We start from the raw sequence: 18,048 nt of genomic DNA, 5'->3' as shown, positions 1-18,048 counted from the left end.
GCACCAGTGTCACTCGATGAGCCACTCGCCCCGCTTCCCCAGGAGGGCATGGGCTTCGCCTCCGCATGGCCCGTCCGCGCGGGCGATGTGGATCCCTATCACCGGCTGCGATTCGATGCCGTGGCCCGCTATCTCCAGGACATCGCCTGGGAGGAAATGCAATCCGGGTTCTTCCACCGGACCGATCCGGCCTGGATCGTGCGGCGCACGGTGGTGGACGTGGTGCGACCGATCCACTGGCCGGACCGGGTGCACCTGACGCGCTGGTGTTCGGCCATGTCCACGCGCTGGACGAATATGCGGGTGCGGATCACCAGCGAGGACGGCGGTCTGATCGAGACCGAGGGGTTCTGGATCAATATCAACGAGTTCACCAATATGCCGACCCGCATCAGCGACGAGGGCCTGGCCGAACTCGCCCGCACCACCACCGAGCACCGGCTGCGCTGGCGGCCCTGGCTGACCGACCCGACGCCGCCGGAATCGGATGTGGATCTGCCCTTCCCGGTGCGCGCCACCGATATCGACCAGTACAACCATGTGAACAACGCGGCCTACTGGCAGGCGCTCGAGCAGTATCTGATCGACTATCCGAAGCTGGTGGCGGGACCGCATCGCGCGGTCATCGAGTACATCGCGCCGGTGCTGGCACGCCAGCACATCAGCGTGCGCAGCCGGTACGAGCCGGGCGATCGCACCGGGCATCCGGCGCTGCGGCTGTGGTTCGTGGTGGGCGGGGTGACCACCACCGCGGTGCGCATCGGCCCGCTGCCCGCCTGATCCCGCGCGACATTCGTGGCCGACCAACGCATTCGCTGACAGTTTGCCTGAGAGACTGGGCGGCGGGTCGATCACCCACCGGCGGTGATCGAGGACAGGAGATCGTCGCCATGCGATTCGCTCATTTCGCGCTACTGGCCGCCGCACCGGCCCTCGTCATCGGGGTCAGCGCGTGCGGCCATTCCAAGGATTCGGCGAAGAACACCACGTCGACCACGGTCGCGGCGAGCAGCACCACGGGTGCCGCCACCACCACCGGACCGGCGACCAGCCCGAAACCGCTGCCGCCCAACCCGACTCGACCTCCGGTGCCGACCACGGTGCAACCCTCCGATGTCGATTGCGGACCGATCACCGGAGCGAATGGCAAGAGCGCGAACGTGATCGCCTACGCCAATCAGGCCGGTATTCCGGGCTGCACCGAGGCCATCACCGTCGCCAGCCACTATGTGAACGCCACCCGCTCCGGCGACGCGGTCGAAGTCGACGGCTGGACCTGTGAGCCGCAGCCCGACACCGCCGTCCCGCACATCTGTTTCAAGGACGGCTTCCTGATCGGCCTGCGCGGCGACGCGGCCCCGAACCCGCCCGCGCCCACCACCACTCCCCCGCCGACCACCACCACCCCGGCGGGCAATGTCAACTGCGGCACCGTGACCGACGCGGGCGGCGGCACCCGCACCGTCATCGCCGTCGCCACCCCGGCGGGCACCGTCGGCTGCACCGAGGCCATCAATGTGGCCACCAAGTACGCGCAGACCATCAGCACCACCGATGCCGCCACCATCGACGGCTGGTCCTGCAACGCCCAGCCCGATCCGGCCTTCCCGTCCATGTGCGCCAAGGACGGCCTCCTGATCGACCTCGGCGCGAGCTAGGCCGAGCCTGATCTGAAAACCCCTGTGGCCCCACCCGGAATGGGTGGGGCCACAGGGTTTTCGGGGGTTCGGGGGCGAAGCCCCTGCGAGTCCCGAGAGTTGGGTTACCCCTTGGCGGCCTTCAGCAGGTCCTCGACCTTGGTGAACTTCACGCGGGGGCGGCCTCCGGCCTTGCCCGCGGTCTTCTCCGCGGTGTCGATGGCCTTCCAGCCCTCGCGGCCGACCTGATCGGGTTGGCGCTCGGCGAGCAGCGCCTCCAGCGAGGCCCGATCCCCTTGCGGCGCGGCCAGTTTGCCGCCGATGAAGTCCTCGATCAGCTGATCGACGGTCTCCTGCGAATCGACCCGGTTGGAGCCGATGACGCCGCGCGGGCCGCGCTTGATCCAGCCCGAGACGTACACGCCCGGAACGGGATTGCCGTCGGCCAGGACTCGACCCTTGTCGTTGGGGATGACACCGCGAGCCTCGTCGAACGGCACGTCGGCGACGGGCTCGCCCTTGTAGCCGATGGACCGCAGCACCAGCGAGGCGGCGAGGCTGTCGGTGCGGTCCGAGGCGCGCGCCACGGTGCGGCCGTTCTCCTCGAACAGCTCGTTGTGCACGTACTCGACCGACTCGACCTTCCCGTCGCCGGTGATGGCGGTCGGGGAGACCAGGTAGCGGAACACGATTCGCTTGTTGCCCGGTGTCGGCGTCTTGGCGGCGTACTCCTGCGCGAGGGTGTACTTGAGCTTCAGCGACGGTTCGATCTCCGGATCGTCCAGCAGCGCCTGCGACGCGTGGTCGAGCTCGAGGTCGGCCGGGTCGACGACGACGTCCACGCCCTTCAGGTGCGCCAGCGCCAGGAACTCCGAGGAGGTGTAGGCGGCCTGCAGCGGACCGCGGCGGCCCAGCACGACGACCTCCTGGATATTGCTGTGGCGCAGCGCATCCAGGGCGTGGTCGGCGATGTCGGTCTTGGCCAGCTCGTCAGGGCTCACGGTGAGCACGCGGGCCACATCCAGGGCCACATTGCCATTGCCGACGATGACGGCCCGCTCCCCCGACAGATCGAATTCGCGATCGGCGAAGTCCGGATGGCCGTTGTACCAGGCCACGAATTCGGTGGCGGAGTGGCTGCCGGGCAGGTCCTCGCCGGGGACGCCGAGGCGGCGGTCGGTGGCCGCGCCCACGGCGTAGACGACCGCGTGGTGGTGGGCCAGCAGTTCCTCGTGCGAGATGTGCTTGCCGACTTCCACATTCAGCCGGTAGGCCAGCGCCTCGCGCCGGAAGGCCGACTCGAACAGGCCCGCCACCGATTTGGTGCCCGGGTGGTCGGGCGCGACGCCCGCGCGCACCAGGCCGTACGGCGTGGGCAGCCGGTCGAACAGCTCCACCTCGACATCGGCGCGGCGCAGCAGTTCCTCGGCGGCGTAGCAGGCCGCGGGGCCCGCGCCGACGACGGCGACGCGCAGCGTGCCCAGTTCCTTGGGCGCGCGGGTCGGGGCGACCAGCGGCTCGAAGTTCGACTCCAGCGGATGCCGCTCGAAGTAGGCGGCATTGATGTCGCGGAAGCGCGCCAGCGAGGCGGTCAGATCGTCCTCGGAGAAGATCGCGTCGACCGGGCAGGCGTCGACGCAGGCGCCGCAGTCGATGCAGGTGTCCGGGTCGATGTAGAGCTGCTCGGTCGTGGCGAACTCGCGTTGCTCCGGCGTGGGACGAATGCAATCGACCGGGCACTCGGGTACGCAGCTGGCGTCGTTGCAACAACGCTGCGTGATCACATAGGCCATATCTCGCAGATCCTCGAAACTGTCGCGTGGTGCTACTCCGCTCGGGTTCGAGCAGGGCGGTAGAACACGTTCTAATATAGGCGGCATTCCATCGGGTGTCGGCACGGCGATGTGACGCCACCTTCAGTGTGCCTCGAGTGTGAGGGATGTCTCGCGGCGGCACCGGCGTGCGCCGCTGTGAGACCGGTCTCGGCCCCCGACTCGAGGACACCTACCGTAATGCCTATGGTGCGGACTCTCATCTTGATGCGGCACGGCAAATCCGGATACCCCGAGGGCGTGCCCGACCACGACCGTCCGCTCGCCCCGCGCGGGCGACGCGAGGCCGCGCTCGCGGGCGACTGGCTGCGCGCGACCCAACCGCCCATCGAGGCCGTGCTCTGTTCCAGTTCGACCCGGACCCGGGAGACGCTGGCGGCCACCGGCATCACCGCGCCGGTGTCCTACGAGAAGGCCATCTACGAGGCGTCCCCGCACACCCTCATCGAAATGATCCACCTCACCGACGATTCCGTCGCGACCCTGCTGCTCATCGGGCACTCGCCCGGAATGCCGTGGACGGCATGGGAATTGGCGGCCAACCGGACATCCGGACCGGCCGAGGAGATGAGTTCGAAATTCCCCACCTCGGCGCTGGCCGTGCTCGAGTTCGACCGGCCGTGGGCAGACGCCGACCCGGGCACGGGCGAGCTGGTGCGCTTCCACGTGCCACGGTAGGGCGGTGCCCCATTCACGGAGGCGAAGCCCGGGCTCAGCCGAGTAGCTTGCCCTTCCACACCACGACGCCGCCGAAGACCAGCAGGAGCAGCAGCGCGGGCCAGAAGCCCAGCAGCCACCACACCACGCCCAGCACCACCACCACGGGCAGGGCCGCGATGGCCGTGATCACCGGCTGTTCCTTGGCCGTCTCCAGAGCCGAGCGCGCCCTGATCCGATCCATGTCTTTTCCAGGCATGACCCCAGGGTAGGCCGGTCACCGGCACGCTGCTGGGCCGATAAAAACTTCGCGCGCCTTAGGCTTGCTTGGAGTGCACTCCAGCCCACTAGCGTCGTGGGTGGTTCGGCAGAGAAGGGGAAACCGATGGCCGCAGCACCGGTGACACAGCAGCCCACCACGGAACACGAACGACCGAGATACTCCATCGGCGAGGTGTCCGAACGCAGCGGCCTGACCCGGGACACGTTGCGCTGGTACGAGCGCATCGGGTTGATGGACTACGTGGGCCGCGATCACAGCGGCCAACGGCGTTTCAGCGACCGGGATCTGGACTGGCTGGGGTTCATCGGGAAGCTGCGGCTCACGGGCATGTCGGTGGCCGACATGGTCAAGTACGCGGAGCTGGTGCGGGCGGGTGAGCACACCTATCCCGAGCGGCTCGAGATGTTCCGGCGCACCCGCGCCGAGGTCCTGAAGCAGATCGCGGAATTGCAGTCCACCCTGGTCGTTCTCGACTACAAGATCGCCCTCTACGAGAGCGGTCCGTCCTGCCCTTCGCCGAACCGATCGAATGGTGTTGCTAACAAAGGGGATTGATCGATGACCGGCACACAGGCCCTGCCCACCTCCACCCTCGGCACCGTCCGGGTCGGCGCGCAGGGATACGGGGCCATGGGCATCAGCGAGTTCTACGGCCCGACCGACGCGGCCGAGGCGCGGGCCACGCTGGAGCGGGCGCTGGAACTGGGCGTGACGCTGTTCGATACCGCCGACGTGTACGGCGATGGGCACAATGAGGAATTCGTCGGCGAGTTCGTGCGGGCGCACCGCGAGAACGTGGTGCTGGCAACGAAATTCGGGATCGTGCGCAAGGCCGACGATCCGGCCTTCCGCGGCATGGACAACTCGCCGGAGTACATCCGCAAGTCGGTGGACGCGAGCCTGGCACGGCTCGGTATCGACGTCATCGACCTGTACTACATGCACCGCAAGCAGCCGGGCGTGCCGATCGAGGACACCGTCGGCGCGATGGCGGAACTCGTTGCGGCGGGCAAGGTCCGGCAACTCGGGCTGTCAGAGGTGACCGGCGCCGAACTGCGGGCCGCGCACGCGGTGCACCCGATCGCGGCCCTGCAGTCGGAGTGGTCGCTGTTCTCGCGGGATGTGGAGCGCACCGCGGTGCCCGCGGCGGCCGAACTGGGCGTGACCCTCGTCCCGTATTCGCCGCTGGGGCGCGGCTTCCTGACCGGCGCGGCCCCCACGACCGGCGAGGGCGACATCCGGCGCTCGATGCCGCGCTTCACCGGCGAGAACGCGCAGAGCAATACCGAACTGCTGGCCCCGCTGCGGGCTATCGCCCAGGCACGCGGACTGACCCCGGCGCAGATCGCGCTGGCCTGGGTGCACGCGCGGGCCCGGGTGCACGGTCTGTCGGTGGTTCCGATTCCCGGCACCCGCAGCCGGACCCGGGTCGCCGAGAACGTGGCCGCCGCCACGGTCGAATTGACCGCCGACGAGCTGGCCACCCTGGAGCCGATCGCCGGTCGGGTGGCCGGAGATCGGTACGCGGACATGAGCTTCACCGCGGCCGGACGCGAATAGCCCGGCGTCGCAGCATGATTCGGGCCCCGCGCGATCCGATTGCGCGGGGCCCGAATTCGGCGTTCAGCCGACCAGCCGGATGGTGTGGCCGGTGTGCTCGGCCTTCGCGCGGAGGTAGCGCAGGTTGGCCGGATTGGCGTGCACGCCGGTCGGCAGGGTGTCGCGCACGGTCACGCCGAGGTCGGTCAGTTGGCGCACCTTGTCGGGGTTGTTGGTGAGCAGGTCGATTTCGTCGACGCCGAGGGCGGACAGCATCTGGGCCGCGGCGGTGTAGTCGCGGGCATCCTCGTCGAAGCCGAGTTCGGTATTGGCCTGGTAGGTGTCGCGGCCCGCGTCCTGCAGCGCGTAGGCGTCGAGCTTGTTGTAGAGCCCGATGTCGCGGCCCTCCTGGCGCAGGTAGAGCAGGATGCCGCCGGTGTCGGTGATGCGCTCCACCGCCTCGCGCAACTGGGGTCCGCAATCGCAGCGGGCCGAGCCGAACACGTCGCCGGTCAGGCATTCCGAGTGCAGCCGCACCAGTGGGGGTTCGCCGGATTTCAGGTCGGGCTCGCCGAGCACCATGGCCACATGCTCGCGACCGTCGACCAGGCCGTCGAAGGTCACCGCCTGCGCGGTGGTCGAGTAGCCGTCGGCGAAGGTCAGCGGGATCCGGACGCGGGTGCGGACGCTCGCGCCGACGAAGGTGCTGCTCATGCTTGCTCCTGAGGGCAGGGAACCCATTCGATGGAATTCGAACCGCGGAGTCTGTGGAGATATTCCTAGGACGCCTCGGACATCCCGGGGTCCGGATCGAACGGCGCGGCCACCACGATGTCGCGCTGGCGGGCCAGCAACGCTCGCCGCCGGGTCAGTTCGGCGATCTGGTCATCGAGGCGATCGAGGCCGTCGCCCACCACTTTTCGCGAGTGATCGCAGTGCTGGAAGCCGGAGTCGGTGGCGCAGGGCAGCAGTTCGCGAATGTCGCGGGTGGGCAGGCCCGCGTCGAGGAGTTCGCGAATGCGGGCGACGCGGGCGGGCGCGGAGTCCGGGTAGCTGCGGTAGCCGTTCGAATCCCGGTGCGGGACGAGCAATCCCTGTTCCTCGTAGTAGCGCAGCAGTCGCGGGGGCACGCCGGTGACCCGGGCCAGTTCGCCGATCAGCACTGTGACCTCCCGCACATGACATTGACCTTCACACCCATGTGAATCCCTAACGTCGCCGCCATGACGAACATTTCGCTGCAGACCAAGGTCACCGGTTCCGGCCCCGCGATCGTGCTCGCCCACGGTGGCGGCGGTGGCATCGACGCCAACTTCGGCGGGCTGATCCCCCTGCTGGCCGCCGATCACCTGGTGATCGGTTCGGACTATCCGGCCGACGACACCCCGCTCACCCTCGACACCCTCGCCGACGCCCTGGTCGCGGAGGCGGTCGCCCATGGGGCCGAGACCTTTTCGATCGTGGGGTTCTCCCTCGGCACCCCGGTGGCGATTCGCGCCGCGGTGCGGCACCCGGACCGAGTGCGCGGATTGGTCCTGACCGGTGGTTTCGCCAGGCCGGACAATCGTTCCCGGCTGAACATCGAACTGTGGCAGCGCGCGCTCGCCGCGGGGGATCGCGACTCCTTCGCGCGCTTCGTCCTGCTCGCCGGTTTCAGTAAGGATTTCGTGAATGCCGTTCCGGAGGAACAGCTTTCGGAGATCCTCGCGCAGACCGCGGCGAACATTCCGGGTGGCACGGCCGCGCAGGCCGCGCTGATCGCGACCGTCGACGTGCGCGCCGATCTGCCGCGAATCACCGTGCCGACACTGGTCATCGGGCTGGCCGGCGATCTGCTCTGCGATCCCGCCAATGCCCGCGAGCAGGCCGCCGGGATTCCCGGTGCCGAGTACGTCGAACTGCCCGGCGGCCACGTGGTCATGGTCGAGCAGCCCGAGCTCTGGCACGAGACCGTCCTCGGTTTCTTCGCCGAGCAGCGCGCGGCGCTCGCCCACTGAGTTCACGTCGGGGACCTCGGGTGGAAACGCCCAATTTTCAGACCGGAAGGCACGGTTCACGTTCTCGGCTTACGATGCAGCCACTATGCAGTCGCCCGTAGCTCACGACCGGATCTGGATCGACAAGCAGACGCCCGAGGTCTTCCACGCGCTCAACAACGTCGCCCTGGCGACCCGCGAGGCCGCCACCACGGCCGGTCTGGACCGCGCCGTCATGGAATTGGTGAACGTGCGCGTCTCCCAGTTGACCGGTTGCCCCTTCTGCCTGGACCTGCACGCCCGGGCCGCCCGCGAGGCCGGAATCACCGCACAGCAATTGGATGTGCTGACCGCCTGGAAGCGCAGCCCCTACCTGTTCACCGAAATCGAACAGGCGGCCCTGCGGGTGGCCGAAACAGTGACCTTGTTGCCGGATGAGGAAAGCACGCAGCGTGAGTATGCTGCTGCGCGGCAACATTTGTCGGATGACCAGATGTCCGTTCTCATCTGGGCTGCCACCACAATCGGCGCGTTCAATCGCGTGTCGATTCTGAGCAAACATCCGGTGCGGGTGCGGAAGGAGAACTGAACAATGAGCGAACAGGCCGTGGCGGCCGCAGTCGTTCGCAACGACGCGCAACACCGGTACGAGGTGTGGTACGGGAATTCGCTCGCCGGGTTCAGCGAGTACCGCGAGCGGGACGACAACGACACCACCTTCATTCATACCGAGGTGGATCAGGAATTCAGCGGTAAGGGTCTGGCGAATCTGCTCGCCCAGGAGGCGATCAAGGATGTGATCGCCCGCGGCCGCGTGATCGTGCCGCGCTGCCCATTCATCAAGGGCTGGTTGGACAAACACCCCGAATACGACGAGTACGTCGTCGGCAAGGGCATCAAACGATGAGCGATCTGGAGCCGAGGCCGGAGGCGTCGCTGTGCGAATCCTCCGGGCGGCCCGGGCCGCGCGCGGAATTCTTTCCCGCGCGCGAGGTGCCGTTGGGCGGCGTGCGCGGGGTGACCGTCTTCCGGTCGCTGCCGCAGCGCGACCTGCCGACCGTGGGCGCGTGGTGCTTCCTGGACCACTTCGGCTCCGGCTCGGCGGCCAATCCCGAAGGGCACGATATCGACCCGCATCCGCACATCGGATTGCAAACGGTCACTTGGCCTTTGGACGGCCGCATCCGCCACCGCGACAGCGTCGGCTCGGATGTGGAGATCGAGCCGGGGCAGCTCAACATCATGACCTCGGGGCACGGCATCGCGCACTCGGAATACCGGGTGCCGGGGCATGTCTCGGGGCACGGATTGCAGCTGTGGGTGGCGCTGCCGAACGAATCCCGGGATATCGCACCGCATTTCGAACAGCACCGGGAATTGCCGGAGTTTTCGATTCCGGCGGTCGACGGCATCGTGCTGATCGGCACGCTGGGCGGGGTCACCTCACCGGCCACCGCCTACACCCCGATCGTCGGCGCGGATCTACGCGTGCGTGCCGGGGCGGATTCCGATCTGCCGCTGAATCCGGAATTCGAACACGCGGTACTCGTGATCGAGGGTGCGCTCACCATCGACGACACCCGGGTGGAGCCGGGCAGCCTGTTCTATCTCGGCAGCGATCGGGAATCGATTCGACTGCACGACACCGAGGGCGCGCACCTGCTGCTGCTCGGCGGTGAGCCATTCGGTGAAGACCTGGTGATGTGGTGGAACTTCGTGGCGCGCAGTCACGAGGAAATCGAGCGGGCCCGAAATGATTGGGAGAAGCACGATATCGGGCGGTTCGCCGATATCGCCGGGCACACCCCGGAACAGCGCATCCCCGCTCCGCCGCTGCCCGGCTTGCATTTGAAGCCACGCAAACGGCGGTGCTGAAGCCTCGCAAGCTTCGGTGCGGCGTCCCGCACGAATGAATTACCGACTGCTCAATGCCTGAGTTCCGATGACGCGCAGGAGATCCAGCTTCTCCTGCGTATCGGTATTCGGCGCGGGATAGTAGATCAGCACGTGGCGGTCGGCGCTGGGCGTGAGCAGCGGTTCGCAGATCAGGTCCAGCACACCGACTTCCGGGTGAATCATCCGCTTGTTGTGGCCATGGCCGGAACGCACCTCGTGCTCGTTCCACAGCCGCTCGAACTCGGGGCTCGCGGCGCGCAGCCGGGCCACCAGTTCGGTCACGTCGGCATCCCCGGCGCGGCGGGCGGCCGTGGCGCGCACCGTACCCACATGCATGTGGCTCAGGCCCTCCCAGTCCTCCTCCGGGAAGATGACGCGGGAGGCCGGTTCGGTGAACCAGCGCCAGGGGATACAGCGGTCCAGACCGCGCTTCTGCGAGTAGTCCCCGGACAGCAGGGTGTGCATGCGGTTCTGCACCAGCACCTCGCCCAGGTCCGAAATGACCACGGCCGGAGTGTCATCCAGCTTGGAGAGCACATGCAGGATGCCGGGACCCACGTGGCTGTCCCCGCCGCGCGCCGGAGCCTGATGCCCCGACAGATGGTAGAGGTGGTCGCGTTCCCCGTCGGTCATGCGCAGCGCCCGGGCCAGCGCGGCCAGCACCTGCACCGACGGCCGCGGCCCGCGCGCCTGCTCCAAACGCGTGTAGTAGTCGGTCGACATGCCCGCGAGCATGGCGACCTCGTCGCGGCGCAGGCCCGGGGTGCGGCGGCGCGCGCCCGGCGGCAGGCCCACGGTCGCGGGTTGCAGCTGCTCACGGCGGCGGCGCAGGAAGTCTGCGAGCTCGGTTCGGTCCACCCCACCACTGTCCCCCGTCCCCGGCCCGCTATCCAGGTACCGGTGATCCCAGGCAAGCGCTTCGCGAGTTGTCCACAGCCATCCCCCACGTCGTAACCAGGGATCGTCGATCCCTGGATCAACGCTCCTCTCCCGCCGGTCCCCGGCTGCGCGCAATGTTGTGGACATGACGCAGAACCTCAACACAGTCCAGCTCGGCAAGACCGGGCCCGCCGTGTCCCGCCTGGCCCTCGGGGCCATGGGCATGTCCGGCATGTACGGGCAGGCCGACGAGGCCACCTCGATCGCCACCGTGCACGCCGCCCTCGACTCCGGCGCGAACCTCATCGACACCGGCGACTTCTACGGCATGGGCCACAACGAAATGCTCCTGCGGCGAGCGCTGGCCGACCGCAAGCGGGACGACTACCTGCTCAGCGTGAAGTACGGCGCGCTGCGCGGACCGGACCACAGCTTCCTCGGCAACGACACCCGGCCGGAGGCCACGAAGAACTTCCTCGCGTACTCGCTGCAGCGGCTCGGCACCGATTACATCGACATCTACCGGCCCGCCCGGCTGGATCCGAATGTGCCGATCGAGGAGACCGTCGGCGGGCTCGCGGAGCTGGTGCAGGCCGGATACATTCGCCACATCGGCCTGTCCGAGGTCGGCGCGGAGACATTGCGCCGGGCGGCGGCCGTGCACCCGATCGTGGACCTGCAGATCGAATACTCGCTCATGACCCGGGGCATCGAGGCCGAAATCCTGCCTGTCGCACGCGAACTGGGCATCGGCATCACCGCGTACGGGGTGCTCTCCCGCGGCCTGCTCAGCGACTCTCTGCGGTCGGCTCAGCAGTTCGAGCCCGGCGACTTCCGTTCGTACAGCCCGCGCTTCCAGGGCGAGAATCTCACCGCCAACCTGCGTTTGGTCGACGCGCTCGCCAAGATCGCGGCCGATCACCAGGTGACCGTGGCCCAGCTGGCCATCGCGTGGGTGCTGTCCCGGGGCACCGACATCGTGCCGCTGATCGGCGCGCGGAAGCCCGAGCGCTGGGCGGAATCCCTTGCGGCGGTGGGTATTCAGCTGACCGATTCCGAGCTGGCCACCATCGAGGCGGCCGTGCCCGCCGATCAGGTCGCGGGCACCCGCTACGCCGCCCCGATGATGACCACCCTCGACAGCGAGCGCTGAAATCTACTGTCGGCGCGGCCGAATGACCGCGGTGAAGGCCGCACCGGCCACGGGCTTGCCGGTGACGTCGGCGATCGTCACCGGCACCTCCAGCTCGATCTCGGTGCGGGACGCGATCTTCGCGCGGGTCTCGGCGATCGTCTCCTCCGACAGTTCCGAGGTGGCGCTGAACGGCCCCAGTTCGCCCTTGGCGCGGGCCAGGTATTCGATGCGGCCATTGCGGGCGACGATGAACGTCTCGCCCATCAGGTCCACGATGCCGGAGATGGACGCGCCCATGGCGGCGGTCTCGGCCAGGCCGAACAGCAGCGCGGCGTGAATATCGCCATTGTGATTGAAGTGCTCGGGCCGCCCCGCCATGCGGACCACACTGCGGCCGGGCGCGTAGTCGACGCTCTCGATCCCGGTGAATTGGATGAAGCCGAGCTTCTGGAAGCCCGCCATCACCAGCTCGCCCATGGTGGCACTGTTGGCGCTGTTGGCGCTGTCCATTACGTCTCCTGCCGGAAAGAAATTGAAACCTGTTCCAATTTCATACCGGGCGGGGCGCGGCTTTGTCCATGTCAGCTTCCTGCCACGGCCTCACCCCACGACGGCCTCACCCCACGACGCGACCGGCCAGCCCCAGCGCCTCCGAGGTGCTGGCCATGGTCTGGCGCGCCAGCTTGGCATCCTTGGCCAGACTCTGCCCCAGCGTCGGCATGAGCTGACGCAGGCGCGGCTCCCAGATCCGCGAATACCGCGGGAAGCAGCGTTCGAGCACCTCCATCAGGATCACCGGCGCGGTCGACGCGCCCGGCGTCGCACCCAGCACGGCGGCGATCGAACCATCGTGCGCCGCGACGACTTCCGTACCGAACTCCAGCACCCCGCCGCGCACCGGATCCGGTTTCACGATCTGGGCCCGCTGCCCGGCGGTGATCATGGTCCAGTCCTCGGCGCGGGCCTCGGGGACGAATTCGCGCAGTGCCGCGAACTTCTTCTTCCGCGTGGAGAACAGCTGGGTGGCGAGCAACCACGTCAGCTCCTTGTTCTCCTTCAGCATCGCGGTCAGGGGACCGATATTGTTCGGGCGCAATGATCCCGGAGCATCCAGGAGCGAACCGCCCTTCAGGAAACGGGGATTCGCACCAGGGAAGGGCCCGAAGAGCAGCGCACGTTCATCGGCGACAATGCGAGTGGCCAAGTGCGGCATGGAGATCGACGGTGCGCCGACCGGCGCGCGGCCGTACACCTTGGCATCGTGCGCGGCCACCACCTCCGGATTGTCGCAGCGCAGGAACCGCCCGCTCACCGGCAGTAGGCCGTAGCCGTTCACCTCCGGAATGCCCGCCTTCTGCAGGATTTTCAACGCCCAGCCACCGGCTCCGGCGAAGACGAAGCGCGCGTCCACCTTTCGGGTGAGTCGGTCGTTGTCGGTGCGCCAGTCCACCCGCAGCTGCCAGGTGCCGTCATTGTTGCGACGCAGACCGCGCACCTCGCAATTGCGGTGAATCTCGACATCCTGCCAACGCAGCCAATGGAACAGCTGATTGGTGAGCTCGCCGAAATCGATATCGCTGCCGGTGATGTCGCGGGTCGCCGCGATCGGCTCGCCCGCCTCGCCGATCCCTGCACGGCCCGCGGTGAGCAGCGGGGCCCACTCGCCGATCACCTTGGGATCGTCACTGAACCGCATATTCGCGAAAAGGTGGTGCGCGGAAAGAATTTCGTGGCGGCGGCGCAGGAAATCCACCTCCGCCCGGCCGCGAGCCAACGTCATGTGCGGCACCGGATTGATGAAGGTCGACGGATTGCGCAGAATCCCGGCGCCCACCAGCGACGCCAACAACTGCCGGGTGAGCTGGAACTGTTCATTGAGCGCGATGGCGGGTTCGATATCGATCGAGCCGTCCGGATGCTGTGGCGTGTAATCGAGTTCGCACAGGCCCGCGTGCCCGGTGCCCGCATTGTTCCAGGCCGCCGAGGCCTCGGCCCCGACCTCCGGCAGCCGCTCGTACACCGCGATGGTCCAACTGGGTTCCAGCTGCTTGAGCAGCATCGCCAGCGTCGCGCTCATGATGCCGCCCCCGATCAGGACGACGTCGTAGGGACGCAGCGGCAGTTGTGTTCTGGATGTCATGTACCTGGAAACCCCGATTGAGCTCGTACAGCGTACGGGCACGCTAGCACCGGTCGCTGACCCGTCGGAATGCGCAGCAACCCTATCGCCGAACCCCGCGCCGCGCACCCGGAGCTATCGGCCCGAGCCGCCCGGTCGTTCGAAATTTGCGCCGCCGGTCGAAATCGTCCTATATTGACCGCAATCCAAGAGATGCTCTCCAGAAGTTGTGCCGCAGAATGAGAGCATCCGCCTCCGAAGAGGTGCGGAGTGGGCGGCAAAGCAATTGTGCCCACTCATACCCTCATGGAGGTCATCCCATGCACATCGGTCTCGGACTCCCCATTTCCGACCCCGCCGCCCTGTTCGACTGGGCTCGGCGCGCGGACGCCGGCCCGTTCTCCACCCTCGGCCTGCTCGACCGCCTGGTCTACGACAATCCCGAACCGCTGGTCACCCTCGGCGTGCTCGCCGGTGCCACCGAACGCATTCGACTGCAGACCGAGGTGCTCATCGCGCCCCTGCGCGATCCGGCCCTGCTCGCCAAGCAGGCCGCCACCCTGGACGTGCTGTCCGGCGGACGCTTCACCCTCGGCCTCGGCGTCGGCGGGCGCGCCGACGATCACGAGGCCTCCGGCACCGAATTGCGTTCCCGCGGTCGCCGTCTCGACCAGCAGATCGAGCTCATGCGGGCGCTCTGGGCCGGCAAACCGTTCAGCGACAGCTGCGGCCCCATCGGCCCCGCCCCGCGCACTGCCGGCGGACCCGAACTGCTCTTCGGCGGTTTCCAGCCCGCCGCGCTGGATCGCGTCGGCCGCTGGGGCGGCGGCTTTCTCGCGGCCGCCGCGCCCTCGTGGGCGGGTGGCCTGTTCGAGACCGTGCGCCGCTCCTGGAGCGAGCACGGCCGCTCCGGCGCGCCGCGCATTGTCGCCCAGGTGAATGTCGCGCTCGGCGCGCAGGACGTAATCGACGACGCCCGCGCGTCCATGGGCGCGTACTACGAATTCTCCGGCCGCGCCGACTACCTGGTCGCGGGCATGCTCACCACGCCCGGCGAAATCCGCGACGCCATCGCGCAATTCGGCGATCTGGGCGCGGACGAGGTCATGCTCTACTGCTACGGCCGCGCGGCCGACCAGGTGGATCGGCTCGCCGACGTGATCAGCTGACCGCCTTGCGGGCCCGATAGGCCGCCACCGCATTGCGATTGGTGCAGGCCGTCGAGCAGTAGCGGCGGGAACGGTTGCGGGACAGGTCCAGCACGATGCCGTCGCAGGTCTCGTCCGCGCAGATCGACAGCCGCGAGAGTTCGTCGGCGCGAATCAGATCGGTCATGGCCATGGCGGTCTCGACCGCGATGCGCACGTCCAGCGGAGCGTCCGGCGGGACGGCGTGGATGTGATAGTCGAGATCGTCGTGGCGGACCAGCCGTGGCACGGCCCGATGCCGCGCCAGGATGTCGTTCACCAGCTCGACCGCGGTGTCGCGGTCGGCGGTGAGCAGGCGGCGCAGCGGGGCGCGCTGGGCCCGGACGGCCGCGAGTTCGGCGGCCGTGCGGGCATGCGCGCCGGTGTACCCGTGCTTGACGAAAAAGGCGTCCAGCTGGGCTATCTCGGTGAGCGTGTCCGGATCGTCGTCGGTGTTCACCAGCTCGACCGCCGCGGCCATGGATGCCACCGTGTCATCAGCGAAAAGCACGTTGACATATTACACATATGGGCCGTAGCGTCATTAGTCATGGCGACTTTGACTCATGACACGGTAGTGGTGTCGAACCGACTGCGCTCCGGCCTGCTGTGTGCCGCGCTGTCGGCGGCCGCGTTCGGACTGTCCGGGCCCCTGGCCCGCGGACTCATGGATGCGGGCTGGAGCCCCGCCTCGGTCGTCATCGTGCGTGTCCTGCTCGGCGCGGTGGTGCTGGCGCCGGTGGCCGCGGTCCAGTTGCGCGGCGACTGGAATCTGCTGCGCCGCAACGCCTCCCTGCTCGCCGGATACGGCCTGCTCGCGGTCGCCTCGGCCCAGCTCGCCTACTTCAACGCGGTCGCCCACATGGCGGTCGGCGTGGCGCTGCTCATCGAATACACCGCGCCCATCGCGGTAGTGGTGTGGCTGTGGCTGCGACACAGCCAGAAACCCGGGCGCGCGACGATTCTCGGCGCGATCCTGGGCGTGGCCGGACTGATCCTGGTGCTGAACCTGCGCTCCGGCGCGCAGACCAGCTGGATCGGCATCGCCTGGGCCATGGGCGCGATGATCGGCGCGGCCGCCTATTTCATCCTGTCCGCGCACGCCGGGGACGCCGTGCCGGGCACCGTCCTGGCGACCGGCGGGCTGCTGGTCGGCGGGTTCGGCATTCTGGCGGCCGGACTGGTCGGCATCGTGCCGCTGCACGCCACCACCGCGCCGGTCGCCTTCCAGGGCTTAACGGTCGACTGGTGGGTGCCGATTCTCGCGCTCGGCGTGGTCACCGCGGCCATCGCCTACGTCACCGGCATCGCCGCCACCCGCATGCTGGGTTCCCGGCTGGCCTCCTTCGCCGCCCTCGGTGAGGTCCTGGCCGCCATCGTGTTTTCCTGGATGCTGCTGGGTCAGACGCCCGCGCCGATCCAATTGCTGGGCGGCGCATTGATTCTCATCGGCGTGGTTTTCGTCCGACTCGGCGAGCCCGCCGACGACCAGAATGCGCCATAACTCTTCACATCTCGAGTTGATAACGGTAGTTTGTCGCAAATGTCGGGGAAATCAGTCCGCAACTCGAGAGAAGCCATCGTGCGTACAACGAAATACCTTGCGCCAGCCCTGCTTTGCCTGACCTCCATCGCGGTGGCGGGAACCGCCGCCGCCGAGCCGGTGCAGACCCCGCCGCAGCCCGCCCTCCAGATCAAGGGCACCGATCACAACATCGGCTACGACGTGGCTCTCTCCAACGACCACCGCTCGGCGGTCAGCACCCTGCAGGCCGGGCACTTCCTCGCCACCTGGGACGGCGAGGCGGTCATCGTCACCGACGACAACGGCACCCTGGTCTCCACCGTCCCGCTGAAGTACGACATCGACGGCAAGACAGCCGAATTCACCCCGGTCATCGATCAGGACAACCGCCGCCTGACCCTCACCCCCGTCGCCGAGGTCGACACCCCGGTCCGCGATGTCGACGCCCAGCAGCACTTCTTCGACGTCGTGCAGGCCAATATGCCCGCCGTCGCCACCGGCGCGGCCATCGGCGCGACCATCGGCTTCATCGCCGGCTTCCCCCTCGGCCTGTTCGTCATCGACTTCATCACCGCCCCCTTGCTCGCGGTGGTCGGCGGCGTCGTCGGCGGTGTCATCGGCCTCCAAATGTCCGGCGGCCAACAGGCTTCCGACGCCGCCCTCGCCTACGTCGACACCCTCGCCCCCGGCGCGTCGAACGTCTTCCGCCCCCTCCTGGCCGCCGTCCCCGCCCCCCAACCGGCGAACTGACCTCCCCCGCAACACTTTCGGCCCGTGCTTCTCGTCAGAGCACGGGCCGTTCGCCGTTCAGTCCAGGAAGCTCAGCGATTCGACCGCCATGCTGTTGTTCCAGTGGTACCACCAGACATTCATCTCGCCCGCGAGATCGAAGCGCAGGGTGTGGCCGCTGCCCGGGCCGTCCACAATCGTCCACAGCCCATTGGGCTGGCCGATCACGCGACTGACACTGCCTTCGTCCCAAGCGAATTGGCCCGGTGAGGGCGCGTCGAGACTGTTCCACGGCAGATCGGCGGTGAAATGTCCGGAGGTGATTCCGGGGAGCACGGGGCTGGAACAGCCCCAGACATCCGCTTCCCGATGAATGCTCTGGCCCGCGCTGCCGGTACCGGGGACCATGGTGCCGGTCAGGACGCCGCCGCGGTGGCACACGACCGAGACCGTGGGCGATTCGGCGGGCACGGACAGGGGCAGGACCGCTCCGCCGAGGACGGCCGCAACGACAACACTCTGAGCGAACATGTCGGCTCCTCCCCTGGCGGGGGCAGTTGATTCGTCGCGAACAGCATAGACCCGCGCTGCGGCCGACAATCGTGAAAAAGAATTCGGCCCCCGCTCCGGAATGGAGCAGGGGCCGAAAACTAT

General features: G+C 68.0%; 22 protein-coding genes. 13 read left to right on the top strand and 9 right to left on the bottom strand.

Going from position 1 to position 18,048, the window contains the following annotated elements; genetic code table 11:
- Nucleotides 1-6: 6 nt before the first annotated feature.
- Nucleotides 7-780, top strand: coding sequence for an acyl-[acyl-carrier-protein] thioesterase (locus VMT65_RS01185; RefSeq protein WP_326306024.1), 774 nt, complete (start codon nucleotides 7-9; stop codon nucleotides 778-780).
- Nucleotides 781-890: 110 nt separating this feature from the next.
- Nucleotides 891-1,658, top strand: coding sequence for a hypothetical protein (locus VMT65_RS01180; protein ID WP_326306023.1), 768 nt, complete (start codon nucleotides 891-893; stop codon nucleotides 1,656-1,658).
- A gap of 104 nt (nucleotides 1,659-1,762) precedes the next feature.
- On the opposite strand, the gene VMT65_RS01175 is transcribed toward VMT65_RS01180, so the two are convergent.
- The gene (locus VMT65_RS01175) at nucleotides 1,763-3,430 is read right to left on the bottom strand and encodes an FAD-dependent oxidoreductase (protein ID WP_326306022.1); all 1,668 of its coding nucleotides are present in this window, start codon (nucleotides 3,428-3,430) and stop codon (nucleotides 1,763-1,765) included.
- 225 nt (nucleotides 3,431-3,655) lie between these two features.
- Here VMT65_RS01175 and VMT65_RS01170 point away from each other — a divergent pair, with 225 nt between their 5' ends.
- Nucleotides 3,656-4,147, top strand: coding sequence for a SixA phosphatase family protein (locus tag VMT65_RS01170; protein ID WP_326306021.1), 492 nt, complete (start codon nucleotides 3,656-3,658; stop codon nucleotides 4,145-4,147).
- Nucleotides 4,148-4,181: 34 nt separating this feature from the next.
- Here VMT65_RS01170 and VMT65_RS01165 read toward each other — a convergent pair whose 3' ends face one another.
- A complete protein-coding gene (locus tag VMT65_RS01165; RefSeq protein WP_326306020.1) occupies nucleotides 4,182-4,385 on the bottom strand; it encodes a hypothetical protein in 204 nt (67 codons plus the stop codon).
- 126 nt (nucleotides 4,386-4,511) lie between these two features.
- Here VMT65_RS01165 and VMT65_RS01160 point away from each other — a divergent pair, with 126 nt between their 5' ends.
- The gene (locus tag VMT65_RS01160; protein WP_326306019.1) at nucleotides 4,512-4,964 is read left to right on the top strand and encodes a MerR family transcriptional regulator; all 453 of its coding nucleotides are present in this window, start codon (nucleotides 4,512-4,514) and stop codon (nucleotides 4,962-4,964) included.
- A 3-nt stretch (nucleotides 4,965-4,967) separates the two neighbouring features.
- A complete protein-coding gene (locus VMT65_RS01155) occupies nucleotides 4,968-5,969 on the top strand; it encodes an aldo/keto reductase (RefSeq protein WP_326306018.1) in 1,002 nt (333 codons plus the stop codon).
- 63 nt (nucleotides 5,970-6,032) lie between these two features.
- Here the strand turns inward: VMT65_RS01155 and ribA are convergent, their stop codons facing one another.
- Both ribA and VMT65_RS01145 read right to left on the bottom strand, forming a co-directional pair.
- The gene (gene ribA / locus VMT65_RS01150) at nucleotides 6,033-6,662 is read right to left on the bottom strand and encodes a GTP cyclohydrolase II (RefSeq protein ID WP_326306017.1); all 630 of its coding nucleotides are present in this window, start codon (nucleotides 6,660-6,662) and stop codon (nucleotides 6,033-6,035) included.
- A gap of 65 nt (nucleotides 6,663-6,727) precedes the next feature.
- On the bottom strand, nucleotides 6,728-7,126 hold the full coding sequence (locus VMT65_RS01145) for a MerR family transcriptional regulator (protein WP_326306016.1): 399 nt from the start codon (nucleotides 7,124-7,126) through the stop codon (nucleotides 6,728-6,730).
- A 45-nt stretch (nucleotides 7,127-7,171) separates the two neighbouring features.
- Between VMT65_RS01145 and VMT65_RS01140 the strand changes: the two genes are divergently transcribed.
- The 4 genes from VMT65_RS01140 (at nucleotide 7,172) to VMT65_RS01125 (ending at nucleotide 9,799) form a co-directional block, all read left to right on the top strand.
- Nucleotides 7,172-7,945 (top strand): alpha/beta fold hydrolase, encoded by a 774-nt coding sequence (locus VMT65_RS01140; protein ID WP_326306015.1) that lies wholly within the window; start codon nucleotides 7,172-7,174, stop codon nucleotides 7,943-7,945.
- Between the two features lie 85 nt (nucleotides 7,946-8,030).
- Complete coding sequence (locus VMT65_RS01135; RefSeq protein ID WP_326306014.1) at nucleotides 8,031-8,513, top strand: carboxymuconolactone decarboxylase family protein; 483 nt, start codon at nucleotides 8,031-8,033, stop codon at nucleotides 8,511-8,513.
- A gap of 3 nt (nucleotides 8,514-8,516) precedes the next feature.
- A complete protein-coding gene (locus VMT65_RS01130; protein WP_326306013.1) occupies nucleotides 8,517-8,831 on the top strand; it encodes a GNAT family N-acetyltransferase in 315 nt (104 codons plus the stop codon).
- On the top strand, nucleotides 8,828-9,799 hold the full coding sequence (locus tag VMT65_RS01125; RefSeq protein ID WP_326306012.1) for a pirin family protein: 972 nt from the start codon (nucleotides 8,828-8,830) through the stop codon (nucleotides 9,797-9,799). Before VMT65_RS01130 ends, VMT65_RS01125 begins: the two co-directional genes overlap by 4 nt.
- Before the next feature lie 39 nt (nucleotides 9,800-9,838).
- Here the strand turns inward: VMT65_RS01125 and VMT65_RS01120 are convergent, their stop codons facing one another.
- Complete coding sequence (locus VMT65_RS01120; RefSeq protein WP_326306011.1) at nucleotides 9,839-10,678, bottom strand: helix-turn-helix transcriptional regulator; 840 nt, start codon at nucleotides 10,676-10,678, stop codon at nucleotides 9,839-9,841.
- A gap of 166 nt (nucleotides 10,679-10,844) precedes the next feature.
- Here VMT65_RS01120 and VMT65_RS01115 point away from each other — a divergent pair, with 166 nt between their 5' ends.
- Nucleotides 10,845-11,852, top strand: coding sequence for an aldo/keto reductase (locus VMT65_RS01115; RefSeq protein ID WP_326306010.1), 1,008 nt, complete (start codon nucleotides 10,845-10,847; stop codon nucleotides 11,850-11,852).
- Between the two features lie 3 nt (nucleotides 11,853-11,855).
- Here the strand turns inward: VMT65_RS01115 and VMT65_RS01110 are convergent, their stop codons facing one another.
- Both VMT65_RS01110 and mqo read right to left on the bottom strand, forming a co-directional pair.
- A complete protein-coding gene (locus VMT65_RS01110) occupies nucleotides 11,856-12,344 on the bottom strand; it encodes a PaaI family thioesterase (protein WP_326306009.1) in 489 nt (162 codons plus the stop codon).
- 106 nt (nucleotides 12,345-12,450) lie between these two features.
- Nucleotides 12,451-13,974, bottom strand: a complete 1,524-nt coding sequence (gene mqo / locus VMT65_RS01105; RefSeq protein ID WP_326306008.1) for a malate dehydrogenase (quinone) — start codon at nucleotides 13,972-13,974, stop codon at nucleotides 12,451-12,453.
- A gap of 299 nt (nucleotides 13,975-14,273) precedes the next feature.
- Between mqo and VMT65_RS01100 the strand changes: the two genes are divergently transcribed.
- Nucleotides 14,274-15,122 carry an LLM class flavin-dependent oxidoreductase gene (locus VMT65_RS01100; RefSeq protein ID WP_326306007.1) on the top strand — a complete coding sequence of 283 codons (849 nt, stop codon included), beginning with the start codon at nucleotides 14,274-14,276 and terminating at the stop codon, nucleotides 15,120-15,122.
- On the opposite strand, the gene VMT65_RS01095 is transcribed toward VMT65_RS01100, so the two are convergent.
- Entirely contained in the window at nucleotides 15,115-15,651 is a 537-nt protein-coding gene (locus VMT65_RS01095; RefSeq protein ID WP_326306006.1) for a CGNR zinc finger domain-containing protein, read from the bottom strand. The genes VMT65_RS01100 and VMT65_RS01095 overlap by 8 nt on opposite strands.
- Before the next feature lie 39 nt (nucleotides 15,652-15,690).
- Here VMT65_RS01095 and VMT65_RS01090 point away from each other — a divergent pair, with 39 nt between their 5' ends.
- Together VMT65_RS01090 and VMT65_RS01085 are read left to right on the top strand one after the other, a co-directional pair.
- Nucleotides 15,691-16,644, top strand: a complete 954-nt coding sequence (locus VMT65_RS01090) for an EamA family transporter (protein ID WP_326306005.1) — start codon at nucleotides 15,691-15,693, stop codon at nucleotides 16,642-16,644.
- A gap of 78 nt (nucleotides 16,645-16,722) precedes the next feature.
- Nucleotides 16,723-17,415, top strand: a complete 693-nt coding sequence (locus VMT65_RS01085; protein WP_326306004.1) for a hypothetical protein — start codon at nucleotides 16,723-16,725, stop codon at nucleotides 17,413-17,415.
- 57 nt (nucleotides 17,416-17,472) lie between these two features.
- Here VMT65_RS01085 and VMT65_RS01080 read toward each other — a convergent pair whose 3' ends face one another.
- Complete coding sequence (locus VMT65_RS01080; protein ID WP_326306003.1) at nucleotides 17,473-17,925, bottom strand: hypothetical protein; 453 nt, start codon at nucleotides 17,923-17,925, stop codon at nucleotides 17,473-17,475.
- Nucleotides 17,926-18,048 lie beyond the last annotated feature (123 nt).

The organism is Nocardia sp. CDC153 (genome assembly GCF_035818515.1).
Classification (GTDB): domain Bacteria; phylum Actinomycetota; class Actinomycetes; order Mycobacteriales; family Mycobacteriaceae; genus Nocardia.
Note: the sequence above shows the minus strand (reverse complement) of the source record. Positions and strands in the feature narration are given on the sequence as shown.

Coding starts and splice junctions, on each gene's coding strand:
- VMT65_RS01180 (WP_326306023.1), top strand. CDS start 891: ATGCGATTCGCTCATTTCGCGCTACTGGCCGCCGCACCGGCCCTCGTC.
- VMT65_RS01175 (WP_326306022.1), bottom strand. CDS start 3,430: ATGGCCTATGTGATCACGCAGCGTTGTTGCAACGACGCCAGCTGCGTA.
- VMT65_RS01170 (WP_326306021.1), top strand. CDS start 3,656: ATGGTGCGGACTCTCATCTTGATGCGGCACGGCAAATCCGGATACCCC.
- VMT65_RS01165 (WP_326306020.1), bottom strand. CDS start 4,385: ATGCCTGGAAAAGACATGGATCGGATCAGGGCGCGCTCGGCTCTGGAG.
- VMT65_RS01160 (WP_326306019.1), top strand. CDS start 4,512: ATGGCCGCAGCACCGGTGACACAGCAGCCCACCACGGAACACGAACGA.
- VMT65_RS01155 (WP_326306018.1), top strand. CDS start 4,968: ATGACCGGCACACAGGCCCTGCCCACCTCCACCCTCGGCACCGTCCGG.
- ribA (WP_326306017.1), bottom strand. CDS start 6,662: ATGAGCAGCACCTTCGTCGGCGCGAGCGTCCGCACCCGCGTCCGGATC.
- VMT65_RS01140 (WP_326306015.1), top strand. CDS start 7,172: ATGACGAACATTTCGCTGCAGACCAAGGTCACCGGTTCCGGCCCCGCG.
- VMT65_RS01135 (WP_326306014.1), top strand. CDS start 8,031: ATGCAGTCGCCCGTAGCTCACGACCGGATCTGGATCGACAAGCAGACG.
- VMT65_RS01130 (WP_326306013.1), top strand. CDS start 8,517: ATGAGCGAACAGGCCGTGGCGGCCGCAGTCGTTCGCAACGACGCGCAA.
- VMT65_RS01125 (WP_326306012.1), top strand. CDS start 8,828: ATGAGCGATCTGGAGCCGAGGCCGGAGGCGTCGCTGTGCGAATCCTCC.
- VMT65_RS01115 (WP_326306010.1), top strand. CDS start 10,845: ATGACGCAGAACCTCAACACAGTCCAGCTCGGCAAGACCGGGCCCGCC.
- VMT65_RS01110 (WP_326306009.1), bottom strand. CDS start 12,344: ATGGACAGCGCCAACAGCGCCAACAGTGCCACCATGGGCGAGCTGGTG.
- mqo (WP_326306008.1), bottom strand. CDS start 13,974: ATGACATCCAGAACACAACTGCCGCTGCGTCCCTACGACGTCGTCCTG.
- VMT65_RS01100 (WP_326306007.1), top strand. CDS start 14,274: ATGCACATCGGTCTCGGACTCCCCATTTCCGACCCCGCCGCCCTGTTC.
- VMT65_RS01090 (WP_326306005.1), top strand. CDS start 15,691: ATGGCGACTTTGACTCATGACACGGTAGTGGTGTCGAACCGACTGCGC.
- VMT65_RS01080 (WP_326306003.1), bottom strand. CDS start 17,925: ATGTTCGCTCAGAGTGTTGTCGTTGCGGCCGTCCTCGGCGGAGCGGTC.